The sequence below is a fragment of the Pseudomonas sp. R1-43-08 genome, assembly GCF_003852255.1.
Lineage (GTDB): Bacteria > Pseudomonadota > Gammaproteobacteria > Pseudomonadales > Pseudomonadaceae > Aquipseudomonas.
Genome location: NZ_CP027734.1, coordinates 1,069,164 through 1,087,798, shown reverse-complemented (window position 1 = coordinate 1,087,798; position 18,635 = coordinate 1,069,164). Strand labels below are relative to the sequence as shown.

Sequence of the window (18,635 nt, the reverse complement as noted above, 5' to 3'; positions counted from 1 at the left end):
TGGTTAAACATGGAGAGATCGGGATGGTTTTCTCGTCCAATGTGTTCCTGTTTCTGTTCTTGCCGATCTTTCTCGGCTTGTACTATTTGAGCGGGCAACGCTATCGCAACCTGCTGCTGCTGATTGCCAGCTATGTGTTCTACGCCTGGTGGCGAGTGGACTTCCTGGCTTTGTTCGCCGCAGTGACCCTGTGGAATTACTGGATCGGCCTCAAAGTCGGTGCCGCCGGTGTGCGCACCAAGCCGGCCCAACGCTGGCTGTTGCTCGGCGTGGCGGTCGACCTGTGCATCCTCGGCTACTTCAAGTACGCCAACTTCGGCGTCGACAGCATCAACGTGATGATGAAGTCGATGGGCCTGGAGCCGTTCATCCTCACCCACGTGCTGTTGCCGATTGGTATCTCGTTCTACATTTTCGAGTCCATCAGCTACATCATCGACGTGTACCGTGGCGATACGCCGGCGACGCGCAACCTGATCGACTTTGCGGCGTTCGTGGCGATCTTCCCGCACCTGATCGCCGGCCCCGTGTTGCGTTTTCGCGACCTGGCCGACCAGTTCAACAACCGCACCCACACCCTCGACAAGTTCTCCGAGGGCTGCACGCGGTTCATGCAGGGTTTCATCAAGAAGGTGTTTATCGCCGACACCCTGGCGGTAGTCGCGGACCACTGCTTCGCCCTGCAAAACCCGACCACGGGCGATGCCTGGCTCGGTGCGCTGGCCTACACCGCGCAGTTGTATTTTGACTTCTCCGGCTACAGCGACATGGCCATCGGCCTGGGCTTGATGATGGGTTTCCGCTTCATGGAAAACTTCAAGCAGCCGTACATCAGCCAGTCGATCACCGAGTTCTGGCGGCGCTGGCACATCAGCCTGTCCACCTGGTTGCGCGATTACCTGTACATCACCCTGGGCGGCAACCGCAAAGGTACGCTGACCACCTATCGCAACCTGTTCCTGACCATGCTGCTCGGTGGCCTGTGGCACGGCGCCAACATCACCTACATCGTGTGGGGTGCCTGGCACGGCATGTGGCTGGCGATTGAAAAAGCCATCGGCCTCAACACCGCGCCGCGCAGCTTCAATGTGCTGCGCTGGGCCTTCACCTTCCTGCTGGTGGTGATGGGCTGGGTAATCTTCCGCGCGGAAAACCTGCACGTCGCCGGGCGTATGTACGGTGCGATGTTCAGCTTTGGCGAATGGTCGCTGTCGGAACTCAACCGCGCCAGCCTCACCGGCCTGCAAGTGGCGACCCTGGTGGTGGCCTACGCAACGCTGGCGTTCTTCGGCCTGCGCGATTTCTACCGCAATCGCCCTGCCGACAAAACCAAGCCGAGCGATCCGAGCCTGATCAAGGCCGTACCGGGCGACAACCCCGGCAGCATCCACGAGCCGGGCTTCACGGTGGGCCGTGACGCCGCCGTGCAACCGGCCTACTGGACCGCTGACTGGCCACGCTACGCCATGCGCGCCGCCGTGCTGCTGCTGTTCGTGGCGTCGATCCTGAAACTGTCGGCGCAGAGTTTCTCGCCGTTCCTTTACTTCCAATTCTGAGGGAGCCGACCATGACCCGTTCATTACGCGTCCTCTATATCGGCCTGTTCCTGGTGGTGCTGTTGGCCCTGGGCGCCTGGTCGCTGCGCAGTTTCTTCGGCTTTAGCACCAATGCCGATGCCACCGTGCTCAACGGTCGCTGGACCAAAGCCGTCGAGACCCATTACGACGACGAGTTCCCGATCAAGCGCCTGGGCACCAACCTCTGGGCGGCGCTGGACTACAAGCTGTTCAATGAAGGCCGCCCTGGCGTGGTGCTGGGCCGCGATCACTGGTTGTACAGCGACGAGGAGTTCAACCCCGCCGTCAACGAAGACCAGAACCTGCAAGACAATTACGCGCTGGTCGAAGGCGTGCGCCAGAAGCTCAAGGCCCAGGGCATCCAACTGGTGATGGCGATCGTGCCGGCCAAGGTGCGCCTGTATCCGGAGCATCTGGGTGAAGTGAAACCGGCGAGCATTCACGCCAACCTGTACCAGGACTTCCACGCCCGTGTCGCGGCGGACAAGATCATCGCCCCGGACCTGCTCGGCCCGCTGCAACAGGCCAAGCTGGGCGGCAAGCAAGTGTTCCTGCGCACCGACACCCACTGGACCCCGGACGGTGCCGAAATCGCCGCCAAGCAACTGGCCAAGGCAATTACCGACAAGACTCCGCTCAGCGGTGAGCCCCAGCGCTTCGTTACCGAAGCGGAAAAGACCGAGCCGCATAAAGGCGACCTGCGTCTGTTCCTGCCGCTGGACCCGCTGTTCGAAAACCTGATGCCGCCTAAAGAGCCGCTGGAAAAACGCGTGACGCACCTGGCCGAAACCCAGGGCGACGACGCGCTGTTCAGCGACAGCCAAACCCCGGTGGCACTGGTCGGCACCAGCTACAGCGCCAACCCCAACTGGAACTTCGTCGGCGCCCTCAAGCAAGCCCTGGGCAGCGACGTGGTCAGCTACGCCGAAGACGGCCACGGCCCGATCCTGCCGATGCTCAGCTACCTGAAAAGTGATGACTTCAAGAACAGCCCGCCGCAGGTGCTGATCTGGGAGTTCCCTGAACGCTATCTGCCCGTCAACAACGAAATCGGTGATGCCGACCCGCAGTGGGTTGCGCAGCTTAAACAAGCCGGTTCGCGCCAACAAAACATGGCACAGAACATCCCCGCTTTTAAAAATCAGAAATCCGAGACGCCCGACCGGGCGCAAAACTGAAAGAGAGGTAACTCACATGACTTTCACTACAACTCCGCGTCGTCTCGCCAAGACCCTGGCCATCGCTGCCGGCCTGAGCTTCGTATCGATGTCCGCCTTCGCCGGTGGTGACGCCGCGCTCTACGGCCCTACCGCGCCAAAAGGTTCGAGCTTCGTGCGCATCTACAACGCCAGCAACCAGGAAGTCAGCGCCACCGTCGGCAGCACCAACCTCAGCGACGTCGCACCGCTGGCCAGCAGCGACTTCAGCTTCATGCCCGGTGGTGACTACAGCGCCAAGGTCGGCAGCCAGACCGTGCCGGTCAAGCTTGCGGCCGATCACTACTACACCTTGGTCAACAACAGCAGCGGCCAGCCGCAACTGATCGAAGAGCCGCCGTTCAAGAACAAGCAGAAATCCCTGGTTCGCGTGCAGAACCTCAGCGACAAGGCACTGACCCTGAAAACCGCCGATGGCAAGACCGATGTGGTCAAGTCGGTGGCCGCCAAGGGCCGTGGCGAACGTGAAATCAACCCGGTGAAGGTGAGCCTGGCGTTGTATGACGGCGACAAGAAGGTCGGCGATGTGAAGCCGGTTGCCCTGGAGCGCGGTGAAGCAGCGGTGCTGTACGTCACCGGTTCGGGTTCGAGCCTGTCGCCAGTCTGGGTGAAACGCCCGGTGTCGACCCGCTAACTATTTCCCGGACTGAACGCAATCTACTGTAGGAGCGGGCTTGCCCGCGAAGAACGTCAACGATGACGCAGCGCCTCTGGTTTATCGCGGTGCTCTCAGGTTTTTCGCGAGCAAACTCGCTCCTACAGGATCGAGGCGCCGGTTCGGATCGAGACAAAAACAAGAGTGAAACGACAAACCTTCGTAGCTCTGACCCAAATTGATTCAAGGAGAAACACATGATCCCAGTAATCCTTTCCGGTGGTAGCGGCTCACGTCTTTGGCCGCTTTCCCGTAAACAGTTCCCAAAACAATTCCTGGCCCTGACCGGCGAGCACACGCTGTTCCAGCAAACTCTGGAGCGCCTGGTGTTCGAAGGCATGGACTCACCGATCGTGGTCTGCAACAAGGATCACCGCTTCATCGTCAACGAGCAGTTGAGCGCGCGCAAACTCGAATGCCAACGCATCCTGATGGAACCGTTCGGCCGCAACACCGCGCCGGCCGTGGCCCTGACCGCGATGATGCTGGTCAATGAAGGCCGTGACGAGTTGATGCTGGTGCTGCCCGCCGACCACGTCATCGACGACCAGAAAGCCCTGCAACGCGCCCTGGCCCTGGCCACCGTGGCGGCCGAGCGCGGCGAAATGGTGCTGTTCGGCGTACCGGCCACGCGCCCGGAAACCGGCTACGGCTACATCAAGTCCACCAACGATTCGCTGCTGCCCGAAGGCGTGAGCCGCGTACAGCAGTTCGTGGAAAAACCCGATGAAAAACGCGCGGTCGAGTTCGTCAAAAGCGGTGGCTACTTCTGGAACAGCGGCATGTTCCTGTTCCGCGCCAGCCGTTTCCTGGAAGAGCTGAAAAAGCACGACCCGGACATCTACGACACCTGCGTGCTGACCCTGGAGCGCAGCGAGCAGACCGCCGACACCGTGACGTTCGATGAAGCCACCTTCGCCTGCTGCCCGGACAACTCCATCGACTACGCCGTGATGGAAAAAACCCAGCGCGCCTGTGTGGTGCCACTGAGCGCCGGTTGGAGCGATGTGGGTTGCTGGGCCTCGCTGTGGGCGGTCAACGAAAAAGACGCCAACGGCAACGTGAGCAAGGGTGACGTGGTCATCCAGGACAGCCGCAACTGCATGGTGCATGGCAACGGCAAGCTGGTCTCGGTGATCGGCCTGGACAATATCGTGGTGGTGGAAACCAAGGACGCGATGATGATTGCCCACAAGGACAAGGTCCAGGGCGTCAAGCAGATGGTCGCCACCCTCAATGAGCAGGGGCGCAGCGAAACCCAGAACCACTGCGAAGTGTATCGTCCGTGGGGCTCCTACGATTCGGTGGACATGGGCGGGCGGTTCCAGGTCAAGCACATCTCGGTCAAGCCGGGCGCCTGCCTGTCACTGCAGATGCACCACCACCGCGCCGAACACTGGATCGTGGTCAGCGGCACCGCTGAAGTCACCTGTGACGACAACGTGTTCCTGCTGTGCGAGAACCAGTCCACTTACATCCCGATTGCCTCGGTGCACCGCCTGCGCAACCCGGGCAAGATCCCGTTGGAGATCATCGAAGTGCAATCGGGCAGCTACCTGGGCGAAGACGATATCGAGCGGTTCGAAGATATCTACGGCCGCTCGACGCCAATTGAACGTGGTGTTTCCGTGAAAACTATCGCGCAATAAAGGAGTCGTACAGAAAGCCCCCGCCCAGCCGGCTGCGTCCCCTATCCGCAGCCGGTCAGGCGGGGGCTTTTTAATGCAATGAATGTTGCACGGCGTCGCAGCTTGCAAACCCAAACTGTTGGCCGTGCAGTGCATCAAGATGCCGACCCAGCCGGCCGATCATTTCTGCACAGGCGGCTGGGCAGCGGGCCCGCAGCTCAATAGCAGGCCGACATGGCTACTTGGCCCAGTTCCGCGGGGCAAAGGCATTGTAATTACCCGTCTCGTGATCCTTGCCAGCCTCTTTATAAGTGCCCTTGCCAATTTTTTCAGCCGTTTTGCCTCCCCATATCAAAGCCGTACCCACCGCTTTGGAGCTTGCACCACCTGATTTCGTCATGCTCTGTCCAACCGTTTTTGCCACCCCCCCAGCTATCGTCAAAGCAGCCCCTTTGGCTTGATCCGAGTTCATCGAAAGCCTAGGGGAAACGTATGAACTGAGTTGGTCGCTGAGACCTTGCATGACAGTCTGCCGCAAGCTTGTCAGCCCCAGGTTCTGCATACGCGGCAATGATGTTGAGCCGACCTCTGGATTGGGCGCTTGACTGATTGCTGCCGACACAGCGGGCGGTACCGGCGCCATAGGTGCGCTGAGGGAGGTCAACACGGGTGTGGCGATATTTGAGACGGTCATATAAAGCACCTGAATTCATGAATCTACGGTTGGGCACCTTCCTGGCTTTCAAGGACATTCCTTGTAAAAACTTCGTGGCAAAAGAGAGCGATGCAGTTCCTGCATCAGAGGGAACAGATACCTGCGCACGAGGGAAAGCAGCGCTGCACCATAGGCAATCGGCCCGCCCCACGAGTAGGATGTTTTATCCCTGTGCGAGGTTGCGTGTATGTTCTTTGGTGTGTTGCTGATCATCACCTGGCTGGTCCTGCTGCTGCGCTATCCAGCCAAGGCCCTGCCGGTGTCGCTGGCCGCTGCCGTCGGCCTGGGTTTGGTGGCAGTCTGGGTGGCGTGGCTCGACAACCGCGAAGCCGCGCAACTGGCCCGCCTGGAACTGCGCGTCAGCTACGCTGCGCAGGAATGCCCTGCCGACCGCCCATTGAAGCTGACGCTGAACAACGGCAACGATGTACCGCTGACCGAACTGCGCTGGCGTATCGCCGCCTACGCACCCGGCGACACCGTGAACCTGGCCGACAACGTGTACGCGGCCCCGCGCTATCGCGGCCCCGGCGAGCTGCAGGCCGGCGCCACCTGGGACGACTGCCTGCCCGTCCCGCCGTTACGCCCCGGCTACCGCCCACAAACCCTGGAATTTCGCGCCGAGCACTTGCAAGGCAGCTTCTCGGACTGACAAAGGATTGATGCATGCCCAACGTACTGATCACCGGTTGCTCCAGCGGCATAGGCCGCGCCCTGGCTGATGCGTTCAAGTCCGCCGGCTTCGAGGTGTGGGCCAGCGCCCGTCGCACAGACGATGTCGCCGCCCTCGCCGCCGCCGGCTTCAACGCTGTGCAGCTGGACGTCAACGACCCTGGCGCCTTGCAGCGCCTGGCCGAACAACTGAGCGAGCTCGATGTGCTGGTTAACAACGCCGGCTACGGCGCCATGGGCCCTCTGCTCGATGGCGGCACCGAGGCGATGCAACGCCAGTTCGAGACCAACGTGTTTTCCATCGTCGGCGTGACGCAGGCGCTGTTTCCCGCCCTGCGGCGCGGCAGAGGCCTGGTCATCAATATCGGCAGCGTCTCCGGCGTACTGGTCACACCCTTCGCCGGGGCCTACTGCGCGTCGAAAGCCGCCGTACATGCATTGAGCGACGCCCTGCGCATGGAGCTGGCGCCGTTTGGCGTGCGCGTCATGGAGGTTCAACCCGGTGCGATCGATACACACTTTGCAAAGAATGCCGGGGCCCAGGCCGAGCTGTTGATCAATGAACAGTCGCCGTGGTGGCCGTTGCGTGAAGGCATTCGTGCGCGCGCCAAGGCCTCGCAGGACAAGCCGACTTCGGCCAGCAAGTTTGCGGCGGATGTGCTCAAGGCCGTACAACAAACCCAGCCACCGCGCCTGTTGCGCTCGGGCAATGGCAGTCGAGCGTTGCCTTTGATGGCGACGCTGTTGCCCAAAGGGTTGCTGGAGACGATGTTGAAGAAGCGCTTTGGGTTGGGTGGCGTGTTGTAAGCATCTATGAAGCGCACCTGCCAAAACCTGGGATGAGTGCCATAATCGCCGCCTGCCTATAGACACTGACTGGCCCCACAAGGGTAATGCGATGGAAATCAGAAAAATTCGACTGAATAACGTCGGTCGTTTTACCGACTTGGAAGTCGCCTTTGCGCCGACCGAAAAGCATGCGTCGAAGGTGACGGTGTTTGTGGGGAATAATGGGGCGGGGAAGACGACGATTCTAAGATCGCTGGCCACCTCTCTAAGCTGGTTGGTTGCAAGAACTCGATCCGACAGCGGCAGCGGCAGCCCTATTGAAGAAAGCGCCTTACGCAACGGTTCAAACGTTGCGTCAATCTCTATCGAGGCCGAAGAACTGTATGTTGACTTCCATTGGTCTTTGGCAAAGTCCAGGCGGGGTCGGAAGGCAAAGGTCACCAGCGAACTCGGCGACGCATCAGCTCTGGCTAGTGTTTATAGGGACAATTTAACGCGTGACGAAAACACGTCTGTTCCCCTCATTGCCTACTATCCAGTCGAACGTTCAGTACTTGAAGTTCCCCTGAAGATTAAAACCCGGCACAGCTTTAGCCAGTTGGACGGCTACGATAACTCCTTAAACCGAGGTGTAGACTTTCGCCGCTTCTTCGAATGGTTCCGGGAGCGAGAGGACAGTGAAAACGAAACCGGTATTTCAGCTAGTGCATTAGCAGAAGTGCAAAAAATCATTGGCACGCCGGACAGTCAGTTATGGAAATACCTGGAAAAAGCACACGCCTCATCTCGTGATCGACAGTTAACAGCCGTCCGTTCCGCTGTAGGAGCGTTCATGCCTGGGTTCACTAACCTGCGTGTCCAACGTCGACCACATTTGCATATGGCTATCGATAAATCCGGCCACACGTTGGATGTCTCCCAATTGTCACAAGGCGAAAAGTCCATGATGGCCTTGGTTGGCGACATAGCCCGTCGTCTTGCCATGATGAATCCTTCCCTGGAAAACCCACTACAGGGCTACGGCGTCGTGCTCATCGACGAAGTAGATCTCCATTTACACCCTAAGTGGCAACGCCGCCTGATCCACCAATTCACAGAAACCTTCCCCAACTGCCAGTTCATCCTGACTACCCACTCGCCACTGGTAATCAGCGATAGCAAAGACGTCCTATGCTATGTCCTCGATGACGGCGAATTGGAAGAGCGCAATGGCCTCTACGGCCTCGATGCCAATCAGGTACTGCTCAGTGTCATGGACACCGACGTTCGCAACAGCAAGGTTCAAGCCCGGCTTGATCGCCTGCTAGAGCTGCTGCAAGACAAAAAATTAAAAGAGGCAAAAACCCTCTTCGAAGAACTGTCCACCGACTTGCCCGCCGGTCATATCGAACTGACCAAAGCCGCCCTTCTGATTCGCAAATTGGAGTTGCGCAGTGCGTAAGATCACCAAAGGAGATGAGCCAGCCGCCCTGACACAATGGAAGCGCACGCACCCGAATGGCGGCTATACAGATTTAAGCCCCCAAGAAAGAACCTGTATCCGAGAAGCCTGTATCGAAGAACAACATGGCCTATGTGCGTATTGCTGCCACGGAATCACATCAGGCAGCGCCCACAACGAACATGTTGAGGCCAGGCAAACAGCGCCACACCGTTCGTTGGACTTCTCTAATATCGTTGCCAGTTGCAACCGTAGTAAGCAGTGCGGCAAAGCGCACGCCCATCAGGTTTTGCCGCTTACCTCCTTGATGAATGAGTGCGAAACCGAGCTGAAATTTTATCTGTCCGGTCGTGTGGAAGGCCTGACTCCCAGAGCAGTAACCTCTATTCAAGTACTGAACCTTGGAAACAGTCGTGAAAACAATCGCGCCCTGTTCGGCGCCAGAAAGTCCATCCTGGATGCACTGCTCTATGACAGCGGTATGGACGGCGATGACCTTGAAGTCGCCGATTTCGACTTGTTGATGATACTAAGGGAGGAGCTGCAACAACCCGACGCCAACAACCGCCTGAAACCCTTCGCCCCCGTTCTGGTGAATGGAATTCGCCATTTAAGCGCCTGAAAGTGAGTACACCATGATCGACTACAGCGACTTTTTCGAAGAAGTGATCCAGACCCACGTCGAAATCGAGCAATGGTTTGCCGGCGTCGCGCCCGAAGGCACCCTGCAGAGCCTGCTCGCGCGCTTCTCGCCCGAATTCAGCATGGTCGCGCCCGCCACGGGTACGCGGGTCAACACAGCCGGGGTGAATGCCCTGTTCACTCGCCTTGGCGGCATGCGGCCAGGGCTGAAAATCACCTTGAGCGAAATGACCGGCATCGACCGGCATGCACGCGGTGCCACGGTGACTTATCGCGAGCATCAGGTTGATGACAGCGGTACGCAGACGGATCGACGGGCGACGGTGGTGTTCGAGAAGCAGGCCAGTGGTGCGCTGTTGTGGCGCCATTTGCATGAAACTTTTATCAAGGCCTGACTCGATTGAAGAATGTGGGAGGGGACAAGCCCTAATGCCAGTCAGTTAAGCGTACACCACCGTCTGTAGGAGCGAGCTTGCTCGCGAAAAACGTCAACGATAACGCGTGCTTCCCGAATAAACGCGGTGCCTGTGAGTTTTTCGCGAGCAAGGGCTAGCCGCCCGCCTCGTTCCTACAAAAAGCCTTAACTGACTGGCATTAGGGCAAGCCCCCTCCCACATTTTAGTTTTGCGTCTGATTGACGATCACGGTGCAGGTAATCCCCGCCGCCAGCAGCACGCCTTCCGGCACTTCATCAATGTGAATCCGTACCGGCACGCGCTGGGCGAGCCTCACCCAGTTGAACGTAGGGTTCACATCGGCAATCAGCTCGCGGCTCTCGGGGTTGTCGCGGTCGTAGATGCCGCGCGAGATGCTTTCCACGTGGCCTTTGAGGGTCTCGCCACTCATCAGTTGCATGTCGGCCTTGTCGCCGATTTTGACGTGGGGCAGCTTGGTCTCTTCGAAAAAACCGTAAACCCAGAACGAGTTCATATCCACCACGGCCATCTTGGCCTCACCGATGCGCGCATAGTCACCGCGATGCACATTGAGGTTGGTGACGTAGCCGTCCACTGCCGCCAAAACCTGTGTGCGTTTCAAATTCAGTTCGGCCGCTTCCAGTTGCGCCAGCGCGTGCTGGTAATCAGCCAGTGCCGAGTCGGCAATATTGCTGGCGTCGTCGCGGTTTTCCTTGGAGATCACCAGCGCATCGAGGTCGGCGCGACGGTGTGCGTTGACCTTGCGCATTTCCCAGGTGGCCTTACGCGAGGCAACCAGCGACTGCGCCTGCTTGACCGCGATGCGGTAGTGCTCGGGGTCGATCTGCATCAACAGGTCGCCCTTCTTCACCAACTGGTTATCACGCACCGGCACGTCCACCACTTCGCCAGTGACGTCGGCAGCGACGTTGATGATATCGGCGCGTACACGGCCGTCGCGGGTCCACGGCGTTTCCATGTAGTGCACCCACAACGTGCGGCCAATCCAGATCGCCAACGCCAGCACCAGCAAGGTCGCGAGCAGGCTGAAAAACTTTTTCATCGGGGCATTCTCAACGGTAGACGCTCAGCGCCAGGGCGCCGAACAGGCAAACGAACAGGCTCAGGCGCAGCAACGCCGGGTGCCAGAAAAACCGGTACAGGTCGAACCCGGCCAGGAAACGGTCCAGGGCCCAGGCCAGCACAGCCGCGATCAGGAACATCAGGGTCATGCTCGGCATATAGAGGCCGTGGAAGGCGATTTCACGGGGCATTCATGGCTCCTTGCGTGGTGCCTTTTAGGGCCGCCAACGGCGATTGCGGGTCGAGCAACGAGGTGCGGATAAAGTGCAGGTAGCTTTTCACACGGCGCAGGGCCGAGGTGTCGAAGTGCGGCGCGAAGGGTTCGTCGGTGGCCTGCACGCGGCTGATCGCATGGTCGACGGCGATCAGCCCGCGCTCCAGGTTGCTGGCGCTGGGCTGCAGGAACAGCCGCACCAGCGAGCGCCCCATCACGCGGATTGCCTGGCGCCAGGGCTGGGATTCGGCGTACGCCGGGTGCACCGGCAGGATCGCCTGTTCCTTGCGCAATTCGATGATCGCGTGGCCGACCTCCAGCACCACGAACATCCAACGCAGCAGAGCGCGCTGCACCTGCGGCTGGCCGGCGGCGAGGCCATAGGCCTGGTGCAGCAGGTCACGGGTGCGGCTTTCGAAACTCGACGCCAGGCCCTTGAGCTTGCCGCTGATCGCGTACACCACTTGCTCGCGCAGGTCTTGCTCGAGGCGACGCCACAGCCAGCGGCTATTGGGCGGCAGGATGATTGCCCCGGCCGCCGCGCACACCAGCATGCCGATGACCATGGCGATGTAGTCGTTGATAAAGCTGTAAGGGTTGTAGAGCGTCAGGTTATCCGGCACCGAGCCGGTGCTGAAGAAGATCAGCAAGCCCACGCCGACCCCGGCGTACTGCGGGCGTGAGGCGAGAAAGGCGCCGAAAATGATCACCGGCGCCAGCATCACGCACAGCAGCGCGAAGCCATCGATCAAGGGAAACACGAAGAACATTTCGACGAAGCCCACCAGCGCACCGATCAAGGTGCCGCAGGCCATCTGGAAGGCCATGCGCTTGGGGTTGGGCGTGGCGGCGGACAGGCCGACGGTGGCGGCCGCGATCAAGGTCATGGTGGCGCCGCTGGGCCAGGCCGTGGCTACCCAATAACTGCCGAGCACGACCAGGATGAACGAGGCGCGTATCCCGGCGGCGGCGCAGGCCAGCCAGTTGGTTTTCGGCGTGTAGGCCTGGTCCCAGTCTTCCCGCGCGTGGCGGTGATCGGCCAGGGACGCATGGGTTTGCGCATAGTTGTGCAGGTCGTCGACGAAGCGGTACAGCAGCTCGTAGGCGGTATGAAAATCCAGTTGTTCGGCTTCGGTGGGGGCGCTTTGCTGGAAGCCGGCGCGCAGGCTGCGCACCTTGGCGGGCAAGCTGTCCTTATAGGCACTGAGCAAGTTGACCAACCGTGCCGCGTCGGGGCTGGTCAGCGCCTGGCCGGAAAACCCGTCGAGCACTTCGGCCAGGTCCTGCAGGCCGGGCTTGATCGCCGCGACCACGTGATCGGCTGCGTCGGCGCGCAACCGCGCCAGCAACTGGTGCAAGGCGTTGAAGCGCGTGGTGATGCTCATGAACTCGCTGTTGAGGCGATTGAGCCGGCCGTTGCGCCGGCGCATGTGCGGGTCTTCGAACACGGTGACGCTGCGCAAACCTTCCAAGCCCACTGCCTCGGCGATAAAGCGCACGTTGGTGCTTTCAAAGCCTTCACGCTGACTGCGACCGCGCAGACCGTCGGTGACGAACAGCGCGAACACCCCAAAGCGTTGATACAGCGCATTGCGCATCGCGGCGCTGGAGGTCTGCGGCAGTATCGCGGCGCTGACCAGCGTCGAGCAGAGAATCCCCAGGGAAATCTCCAGCACGCGCCACACCGCCGCCATAAAGGCGCCGTCCGGGTGGGCCAGCGCCGGCAAGCCGACCATCGCCGCCGTGTAGCCGGCGAGCACAAACCCGTAGGCGCGAAAGTTACGGTTACGCGTCGCACCGGCGGTGCAGATACCCACCCAGATGGCCAGGGCGCCGAGGAATAGTTCGGTGTTCTGCGCAAACAAGGCGATCAGCAACACCATCACCGCCGAACCGGCCAAGGTGCCGAGAAAGCGGTAAAAACTCTTGGCGAATACCTGGCCGCTCTGCGGTTGCATCACGATAAATACGGTGATCATCGCGGTGCGCGGCTGCGGCAGTTCCAGGCGCATCGCTAGCCACAGCGTGAGGAACGCAGCGAGCAGCACCTTGAAGATATACACCCAGGTCACGCCATCGCTGCGCGCCCAGTCGAAAAAACCACGGCGCCACTCAAGGGCGTGCAGCCAGCGCAGGGGTGCAGGCAAAGAAATCATGGCCATCTACTCAGTGATCGAACACGGCCAGCGCCGCGGGGGGCTTGCCGGGGAGGGTCTTGTCGTTGCGTGGTACATCGTCGTCGGCACCGAGGCCACCGCCCAAGGCAGTCACCAGTTCGGCGTGAGCATTCAGGCGTGCGGCCTGTACGTGTTGCGCTATCTGCTGCTGGCGAAACAGCAGGGTCTGGGCGTTCAGCACATTGAGGTAGTCGGTGAGGCCGCGCTGATAGGCGATGATCGCGATGTCGTAGGTTTTCTGCGCCGACGCCACCGATTGCGCGGCAAACGCCGCCTGTTTGTCCATGGACTCGCGGCGGATCAGTTGGTCACTGATGCCCTTGAGCGCATTGACCAGAGTCTGGTTGTAATGCGCCACGGCGATGTCATAACCGGCGCTGGCTTGCCCCAGTTGCGCACGCAGACGCCCACCGTCAAAGATCGGCAGGGTAATAGCCGGGCCGACGTTGTAATTGAATTTGCTGCCCGCAAGGAACTCCAGCATGCCGCCACCGGTGGCCATGAAACCGAGGCTGCCGACCAGATCGACGTTGGGGTAGAAGCCTGCATGGGCGACGTCGATGCCACGCGCCTGCGCCGCCACCTGCCAGCGACTGGCGACCACATCCGGACGCTGGCCGAGCAATTGCGCAGGCAAATTCGAGGGTAATTTCAGCGCAGCGGCGAGCGACAGGCTGGGGCGTTGCAATTGCGCGCCCTCGCCCGGACCTTTGCCGGCCAGCGCCGCCAGCTGGTTGCGGCTCAGGGCGATTTCCTCATCGAGGGCGTCCAACTGACGGTGGGTTTCCGGCAGCGGGGTCTGTGCCTGGCTGACGTCGAAGTGCGTGCCGATCCCGGCGTCCAGGCGCTTGTTGGCCAGATCCAGCATCTGCTGTTGCTGGGCCAAGGTGGCAGCGACAATGTCGCGATCGGCGTAATGCAACGACAACTGGATGTAGGCGCGCACCACGTTGTTCTGCAGCTCGAGCTGGGCCTGGCGCGCTTGGGCTGCGCTCATATGAGCCAGGTCGACGGCACGCTCGGTGGCGTTGCTTTCGCGGCCCCACAGGTCGAGTGCGTAACTCAAGCCCAGGGATGCATTGTTATCCCAGGTGTTCGCACCGCTCAATTCGCCGGGGCCGTAGAATTGATCCTTCGGCCAGTTGTGGCGTTTGAGGGTGGTGTCGCTGTCGATCTGCACGGACTCGGCAGACTCCGCCACCCCGGCCATGGCGCGCGCTTCACGCACCCGTGCGGCGGCCATGGCCATACTCGGACTGTTTTGCGTGGCAAGTTCCACCCAGCGGTTCAGTTGCGGATCGCCGTAGGCCTGCCACCATCGGGCGGTGGGCCAGTGGGCGTCGCTGGCGGCGTTCTGGATCGCTTCGTCCGTGGCCAGCTCGTTGGCATTCAAGGATTGGCCCTGGGGGCCGATTCCTGCGGTTCCGATACAGCCGCTGATGGCGAGCGTAAAGGCCCAAACACTGAGAGTCTTCAGCTCTCTGCTGATGCGACGCGGCACGCTGACGAATTCCTGAGAGGGTGTTACGGGGAGAGGTGGCGCAATTCTAGGGCCCGCGATGGGCGCCGATAAGCTGTCATTCCTGTGAATCTTTGTTACCGTTAAGGCGATAATCCGTTGGTAGGGATCACTGGACGGCGCAACTTTCTGTCACAATTTGCCATCTCCCTTGAGAACACCCCATGGACACTTTGCAAAACATGCGCGCGTTCAGTTGCGTTGCAGAGGCCGGCAGCTTCACCGCCGCCGCCGCGCAGCTGGACACCACCACCGCCAACGTCTCGCGCGCGGTCTCGAACCTTGAGGCCCACCTGCAAACCCGCTTGCTCAACCGCACCACTCGCCGCATCGCGCTGACCGAGGCCGGTAAGCGCTATTTACTGCGCTGCGAGCAGATCCTCGCCTACGTCGAGGAAGCCGAGGCGGAAGCCAGCGACGCCCATGCGCGTCCCGCCGGGCAATTGAAAGTGCACACCATGACCGGTATCGGCCAGCACTTCGTGATCGACGCGATTGCCCGCTACCGCCGCACCCACCCCGACGTGACCTTCGACCTGACGCTCGCCAACCGCGTGCCGGACCTGCTCGATGAGGGCTATGACGTGTCCATCGTGCTGGCCAGCGAACTGCCCGATTCCGGTTTCGTCTCGCAGCGCCTGGGCATCACCTACAGCATCGCCTGCGCCTCGCCGGAATACGTCAAGGCCAAGGGTTGCGCACAAAGGCCCCAGGATTTGCTCAATCACGCCTGCCTGCGCCTGGTCAGCCCGGTGATCCAGCTGGATAAATGGACCTTCAACGGGCCCGAAGGCCAGGAAAGCGTTGCGGTGAACAGCTCGCCGTTTTTGGTCAATTCGGCCGACGCGATGAAAACCGCGATCACCAGCGGCATGGGCGTCGGCCTGCTGCCGGTGTATGCCGCGATAGAAGGTTTGCGTAACGGCACGCTGGTGCGGGTAATGCCCAACTACCGTTCCCAGGAGCTGAACCTGTACGCCATCTACCCGTCGCGCCAATACCTGGATGCGAAGATCAAGACCTGGGTGGAATACTTGCGCGGTTCGCTGCCGGAGATTCTCGCGGCTCATCAAGCGGAATTGGTGGCATACGAGTTGAGCGGCACCCTGAGCGGTGCGCGTTTGGCGAACTGATTGCTGGCAGACGATAAAGAACCTTGTGGGAGGGGGCTTGCCCTCCCACATGGGTTCAACGGGGTCCTGACAATATGTTAGGTTGCTTGGCATTCTTCCGTAGTCGATGAGCCCGCCTGCAATGAAAAAGACTGTCCTTGCCTTCAGCCGTGTCACCCCGCAAATGATCGAACGCCTGCAACAGGATTTCGAGGTGATTGCGCCCAACCCCAAGCTGGGGGACATCAACGCCCAATTCAACGAAGCCCTGCCCCACGCCCACGGTCTGATCGGCGTGGGCCGCAAGCTGGGCCGCGAACAGCTTGAAGGCGCGCGTCAGCTGGAGGTGGTGTCCAGTGTGTCGGTGGGCTACGACAACTACGATGTCGCCTACTTCAACGAGCGCGGGATCATGCTCACCAATACCCCCGATGTGCTCACCGAAAGCACCGCCGACCTGGCCTTCGCCCTGTTGATGAGCAGCGCACGCCGCGTGGCCGAACTGGACGCCTGGACCAAGGCCGGCCAGTGGAAAGCCAGCGTTGGCGCCCCGTTGTTTGGCTGCGATGTGCACGGCAAGACCCTGGGCATCGTCGGCATGGGCAATATCGGCGCGGCCGTGGCCCGGCGTGGGCGCCTGGGCTTCAATATGCCGATCCTGTACAGCGGCAACAGCCGCAAGAGCGCACTGGAACAAGAGCTGGGCGCACAGTTTCGCAGCCTGGACCAGTTGCTGGCCGAAGCGGATTTCGTTTGCCTGGTGGTGCCGCTAAGCGACAAGACCCGTCACCTGATCAGCAGCCGGGAGCTGGCACTGATGAAGTCCAGTGCGATCCTGATCAACATCTCCCGTGGCCCGGTAGTGGACGAGCCCGCGCTGATCCAGGCCCTGCAGACCCAGCGCATTCGTGGCGCCGGGCTGGATGTGTATGAAAAGGAACCGCTGGCCGAGTCGCCCCTGTTCCAGTTGAGCAATGCGGTGACGCTGCCGCATATCGGTTCGGCGACCCATGAAACCCGCGAAGCCATGGCCAACCGCGCGCTCGACAACCTGCGCAGCGCCCTGCTCGGCCAACGCCCGCAGGACCTGGTGAATCCACAGGTTTGGAAAGGCTGACACCCCGCCCTGTTGGAACGCGCTTGTTGTGGCGAGCTTGCTCGCGCTGGAGTGCGTAGCGCTCCCAGGCTTTTTGGGGCCGCTTCGCAGCCCAGCGGGAGCAAGCTCCCTCGCCACAAGTCACACCTTTAGTTTTTCGTGAGAGGGTCGATAACCTTCCATAGATCGCCACCCCTGATCCACAGAAGGTTTTTATGTCCACCACCAAAGCCCGCGCAGACTCACTTTCGCTTCTGCTCTTTACCTTGCGCAGCGGCAAGCTGATGGCGATCAACCTGCTGAAAGTCAGCGAAATCATCCCCTGCCCTCCGCTGACCAAACTGCCGGAGTCGCACCCTCACGTCAAAGGCATTGCCACGTTGCGCGGTAACTCGTTGGCGGTGATCGACTTGAGCCGCGCCCTGGGCGAGATGCCGTTGCAGGACCCGAACGGCGGCTGCCTGATCGTCACCGATGTCAGCCGTTCCAAGCAGGGCTTGCATGTGCAGGCGGTGAGCAAGATCGTGCATTGCCTGACCACCGATATCCGCCCACCGCCCTATGGCTCCGGCGGTAATCGCGCATTTATCACCGGGGTGACCCAGGTGGAAGGCGGCCTGGTGCAGGTGCTGGATATCGAGAAAGTCATCCATGGCATCGCCCCGGCACCGATAGAAGTCGCGCCGACCGACCTGACCATGGAAGAAGCCGAAGTCCTCGGCCATGCACGCATCCTGGTGGTGGATGACAGCCAAGTGGCGCTGCAGCAATCGGTGCATACGCTGCGCAACCTCGGGCTGACGTGTCACACCGCGCGCAGCGCCAAGGAGGCCATCGACGTGCTGCTGGAGCTGCAAGGCACGGGCGAGCAAATCAATGTGGTGGTGTCGGACATCGAAATGTCCGAGATGGACGGTTATGCCCTCACCCGCACGCTGCGCGAAACTCCGGACTTCCAGCAGCTCTACGTGCTGTTGCACACCTCCCTGGACAGCGCGATGAACAGTGAAAAAGCCCGCCTGGCCGGCGCCGATGCAGTGCTGACCAAGTTTTCCTCCCCCGAGCTGACCAAGTGCCTGGTGGTGGCTGCGCAAACCGTGGCGCAAAAGGGTTTGTAAGCCTTGGCTGAGTATTTCCAGCTGCTGCGACGCGACCTGACCGGCAGCCTGCCGGCGCCGCAGTGGCCGGCCAACACCCAGCTGGATCACTATCGCGATGAACTGGCCCCGGCGATTCACGCGGTACTGCGCATGACCCAGGACCAGGGCGGTGGCCGTGTCGCGGGCCTTGAGCAATGGCGCCGGCAATTCGTTGCCGATGCCGAGTTCGACCCCTCGTTGTGCCTGGTAGCCAGTAACGCCGAGGGCATTCTCGGCGTGGCGCAATGCTGGACCAGTGCCTTTATCAAGAACCTCTCGATACACCCCTGCGCCCAGGGCCAGGGGCTTGGCCGAGCGTTGCTGCTGCATGCCTTCCACGTTTTCAAGCAGCGCGGCGAACCCTATGTGGACCTCAAGGTGCTGGAGAGCAATCTGCGCGCGCGGCAGCTGTATGAAAGTGCAGGCATGCGGTTCGTCCTGCGCGACGTGGTTCCTGAGGACTGACGTTCACTGGCGCATAACTTGCTTCCAGAGAGCCCAAGCGGTGGATAGAGGTAAAAACCCGTCACTGCCCAAGCTTGC

Annotated in this window: 18 protein-coding genes and 1 pseudogene; 14 read left to right on the top strand and 5 right to left on the bottom strand. The window is 60.8% G+C overall.

Going from position 1 to position 18,635, the window contains the following annotated elements; genetic code table 11:
- Positions 1–23 precede the first annotated feature (23 nt).
- From C4J87_RS04820 to C4J87_RS04805, 5 genes and pseudogenes are all read left to right on the top strand, one after another.
- Positions 24–1,556: an MBOAT family protein gene (locus C4J87_RS04820; protein ID WP_124361386.1), complete on the top strand. Its 1,533-nt coding sequence runs from the start codon at positions 24–26 to the stop codon at positions 1,554–1,556.
- Positions 1,557–1,567: 11 nt separating this feature from the next.
- A complete protein-coding gene (locus C4J87_RS04815; protein WP_124365900.1) occupies positions 1,568–2,755 on the top strand; it encodes an alginate O-acetyltransferase in 1,188 nt (395 codons plus the stop codon).
- A gap of 16 nt (positions 2,756–2,771) precedes the next feature.
- A complete protein-coding gene (locus tag C4J87_RS04810; RefSeq protein WP_043049782.1) occupies positions 2,772–3,428 on the top strand; it encodes an alginate O-acetyltransferase AlgF in 657 nt (218 codons plus the stop codon).
- A 40-nt stretch (positions 3,429–3,468) separates the two neighbouring features.
- Positions 3,469–3,555: pseudogene (locus tag C4J87_RS26290) on the top strand (outer membrane lipoprotein carrier protein LolA); the annotation flags it as partial.
- Between the two features lie 91 nt (positions 3,556–3,646).
- The gene (locus tag C4J87_RS04805; protein ID WP_124365899.1) at positions 3,647–5,098 is read left to right on the top strand and encodes a mannose-1-phosphate guanylyltransferase/mannose-6-phosphate isomerase; all 1,452 of its coding nucleotides are present in this window, start codon (positions 3,647–3,649) and stop codon (positions 5,096–5,098) included.
- A 217-nt stretch (positions 5,099–5,315) separates the two neighbouring features.
- Here C4J87_RS04805 and C4J87_RS04800 read toward each other — a convergent pair whose 3' ends face one another.
- Positions 5,316–5,771, bottom strand: a complete 456-nt coding sequence (locus tag C4J87_RS04800; protein WP_124365898.1) for a hypothetical protein — start codon at positions 5,769–5,771, stop codon at positions 5,316–5,318.
- A 208-nt stretch (positions 5,772–5,979) separates the two neighbouring features.
- On the opposite strand from C4J87_RS04800, the gene C4J87_RS04795 reads away from it, so the two are divergent.
- The 5 genes from C4J87_RS04795 (at position 5,980) to C4J87_RS04775 (ending at position 9,731) form a co-directional block, all read left to right on the top strand.
- A complete protein-coding gene (locus C4J87_RS04795) occupies positions 5,980–6,444 on the top strand; it encodes a multidrug transporter (protein WP_124365897.1) in 465 nt (154 codons plus the stop codon).
- A gap of 14 nt (positions 6,445–6,458) precedes the next feature.
- Entirely contained in the window at positions 6,459–7,271 is an 813-nt protein-coding gene (locus C4J87_RS04790; RefSeq protein ID WP_124365896.1) for an SDR family oxidoreductase, read from the top strand.
- 91 nt (positions 7,272–7,362) lie between these two features.
- Positions 7,363–8,694, top strand: a complete 1,332-nt coding sequence (locus C4J87_RS04785) for an AAA family ATPase (RefSeq protein ID WP_124365895.1) — start codon at positions 7,363–7,365, stop codon at positions 8,692–8,694.
- A complete protein-coding gene (locus C4J87_RS04780) occupies positions 8,687–9,316 on the top strand; it encodes a TIGR02646 family protein (protein WP_124365894.1) in 630 nt (209 codons plus the stop codon). Before C4J87_RS04785 ends, C4J87_RS04780 begins: the two co-directional genes overlap by 8 nt.
- Positions 9,317–9,329: 13 nt before the next feature.
- Complete coding sequence (locus tag C4J87_RS04775; RefSeq protein ID WP_124365893.1) at positions 9,330–9,731, top strand: DUF4440 domain-containing protein; 402 nt, start codon at positions 9,330–9,332, stop codon at positions 9,729–9,731.
- A gap of 223 nt (positions 9,732–9,954) precedes the next feature.
- Here the strand turns inward: C4J87_RS04775 and C4J87_RS04770 are convergent, their stop codons facing one another.
- The 4 genes from C4J87_RS04770 to C4J87_RS04755 are packed head-to-tail and all read right to left on the bottom strand — an operon-like array spanning position 9,955 to position 14,727.
- The gene (locus C4J87_RS04770) at positions 9,955–10,815 is read right to left on the bottom strand and encodes an HlyD family secretion protein (protein ID WP_124365892.1); all 861 of its coding nucleotides are present in this window, start codon (positions 10,813–10,815) and stop codon (positions 9,955–9,957) included.
- A gap of 10 nt (positions 10,816–10,825) precedes the next feature.
- The gene (locus C4J87_RS04765; protein ID WP_124361378.1) at positions 10,826–11,026 is read right to left on the bottom strand and encodes a DUF1656 domain-containing protein; all 201 of its coding nucleotides are present in this window, start codon (positions 11,024–11,026) and stop codon (positions 10,826–10,828) included.
- Positions 11,016–13,205 (bottom strand): FUSC family protein, encoded by a 2,190-nt coding sequence (locus C4J87_RS04760; RefSeq protein ID WP_124365891.1) that lies wholly within the window; start codon positions 13,203–13,205, stop codon positions 11,016–11,018. The genes C4J87_RS04765 and C4J87_RS04760 overlap by 11 nt, the downstream gene beginning before the upstream one ends.
- A 10-nt stretch (positions 13,206–13,215) precedes the next feature.
- Positions 13,216–14,727: an efflux transporter outer membrane subunit gene (locus tag C4J87_RS04755; protein WP_124365890.1), complete on the bottom strand. Its 1,512-nt coding sequence runs from the start codon at positions 14,725–14,727 to the stop codon at positions 13,216–13,218.
- Between the two features lie 182 nt (positions 14,728–14,909).
- Here C4J87_RS04755 and C4J87_RS04750 point away from each other — a divergent pair, with 182 nt between their 5' ends.
- From C4J87_RS04750 to C4J87_RS04735, 4 genes are all read left to right on the top strand, one after another.
- On the top strand, positions 14,910–15,878 hold the full coding sequence (locus C4J87_RS04750; protein WP_124361375.1) for a LysR family transcriptional regulator: 969 nt from the start codon (positions 14,910–14,912) through the stop codon (positions 15,876–15,878).
- 121 nt (positions 15,879–15,999) lie between these two features.
- Entirely contained in the window at positions 16,000–16,974 is a 975-nt protein-coding gene (locus C4J87_RS04745; protein WP_124365889.1) for a D-glycerate dehydrogenase, read from the top strand.
- A gap of 194 nt (positions 16,975–17,168) precedes the next feature.
- Positions 17,169–18,071, top strand: coding sequence for a chemotaxis protein CheV (locus tag C4J87_RS04740; protein ID WP_124365888.1), 903 nt, complete (start codon positions 17,169–17,171; stop codon positions 18,069–18,071).
- A gap of 3 nt (positions 18,072–18,074) precedes the next feature.
- Positions 18,075–18,557: an N-acetyltransferase gene (locus tag C4J87_RS04735; protein WP_124365887.1), complete on the top strand. Its 483-nt coding sequence runs from the start codon at positions 18,075–18,077 to the stop codon at positions 18,555–18,557.
- The last annotated feature ends 78 nt before the right edge of the window (positions 18,558–18,635 follow it).

Bases quoted from the DNA above. Each gene is read 5' to 3' on its own strand.
- C4J87_RS04820 (WP_124361386.1), top strand. From the start codon at position 24: ATGGTTTTCTCGTCCAATGTGTTCCTGTTTCTGTTCTTGCCGATCTTT.
- C4J87_RS04815 (WP_124365900.1), top strand. From the start codon at position 1,568: ATGACCCGTTCATTACGCGTCCTCTATATCGGCCTGTTCCTGGTGGTG.
- C4J87_RS04810 (WP_043049782.1), top strand. From the start codon at position 2,772: ATGACTTTCACTACAACTCCGCGTCGTCTCGCCAAGACCCTGGCCATC.
- C4J87_RS04805 (WP_124365899.1), top strand. From the start codon at position 3,647: ATGATCCCAGTAATCCTTTCCGGTGGTAGCGGCTCACGTCTTTGGCCG.
- C4J87_RS04800 (WP_124365898.1), bottom strand. From the start codon at position 5,771: ATGACCGTCTCAAATATCGCCACACCCGTGTTGACCTCCCTCAGCGCA.
- C4J87_RS04795 (WP_124365897.1), top strand. From the start codon at position 5,980: ATGTTCTTTGGTGTGTTGCTGATCATCACCTGGCTGGTCCTGCTGCTG.
- C4J87_RS04790 (WP_124365896.1), top strand. From the start codon at position 6,459: ATGCCCAACGTACTGATCACCGGTTGCTCCAGCGGCATAGGCCGCGCC.
- C4J87_RS04785 (WP_124365895.1), top strand. From the start codon at position 7,363: ATGGAAATCAGAAAAATTCGACTGAATAACGTCGGTCGTTTTACCGAC.
- C4J87_RS04775 (WP_124365893.1), top strand. From the start codon at position 9,330: ATGATCGACTACAGCGACTTTTTCGAAGAAGTGATCCAGACCCACGTC.
- C4J87_RS04770 (WP_124365892.1), bottom strand. From the start codon at position 10,815: ATGAAAAAGTTTTTCAGCCTGCTCGCGACCTTGCTGGTGCTGGCGTTG.
- C4J87_RS04765 (WP_124361378.1), bottom strand. From the start codon at position 11,026: ATGCCCCGTGAAATCGCCTTCCACGGCCTCTATATGCCGAGCATGACC.
- C4J87_RS04760 (WP_124365891.1), bottom strand. From the start codon at position 13,205: ATGATTTCTTTGCCTGCACCCCTGCGCTGGCTGCACGCCCTTGAGTGG.
- C4J87_RS04750 (WP_124361375.1), top strand. From the start codon at position 14,910: ATGGACACTTTGCAAAACATGCGCGCGTTCAGTTGCGTTGCAGAGGCC.
- C4J87_RS04745 (WP_124365889.1), top strand. From the start codon at position 16,000: ATGAAAAAGACTGTCCTTGCCTTCAGCCGTGTCACCCCGCAAATGATC.
- C4J87_RS04740 (WP_124365888.1), top strand. From the start codon at position 17,169: ATGTCCACCACCAAAGCCCGCGCAGACTCACTTTCGCTTCTGCTCTTT.